Here is a 464-nt window from a genome sequence, read left to right on the forward strand (position 1 = left end):
GTTAAAAGACCTAATTGTTTATTTAACTGCATTCCACTTGCACATGTAGTGATTATAGATAAAGGTTGGCGCCATTGATGAGCAATATTTTCCATCATTTCACCCATTGCTACCATTTTTGATTGATGAGCAAGTAAAATATCTTTTTTCTTATTTTTTTCTACTTCTTTATATATTTTTTTCCTATATTTTAAAAAATATTTTTCTAAATATGTAGAAACGTATAAAGAAATAGCAAAAAGTATAAATGCAATCAATAAAGAAAAAGTTAGCATTTTATAAATATATTTTCTATTTTTTTCATCAAGTTCTTGTTTTTTCTCTTCAATCATATAATCAATTTTTTGATTATAAAAACCAGAAGCAACTGCAATATTCCATTTGTCAAATCCTTTAACAAAAGAAGTTTTGCTTGCAGGAAGATTTGTTTCTGGCATAACAGTAGAAATATAACTTATAAAACC

At 25.2% G+C, this 464-nt stretch carries 1 pseudogene; it reads right to left on the bottom strand.

What is annotated here, in order from left to right:
• Positions 1 to 464 (bottom strand): annotated as a pseudogene (locus CP965_RS14180) (sensor histidine kinase); the annotation flags it as partial.

This window comes from Halarcobacter mediterraneus (assembly GCF_004116625.1).
Classification (GTDB): Bacteria; Campylobacterota; Campylobacteria; order Campylobacterales; family Arcobacteraceae; genus Halarcobacter; species Halarcobacter mediterraneus.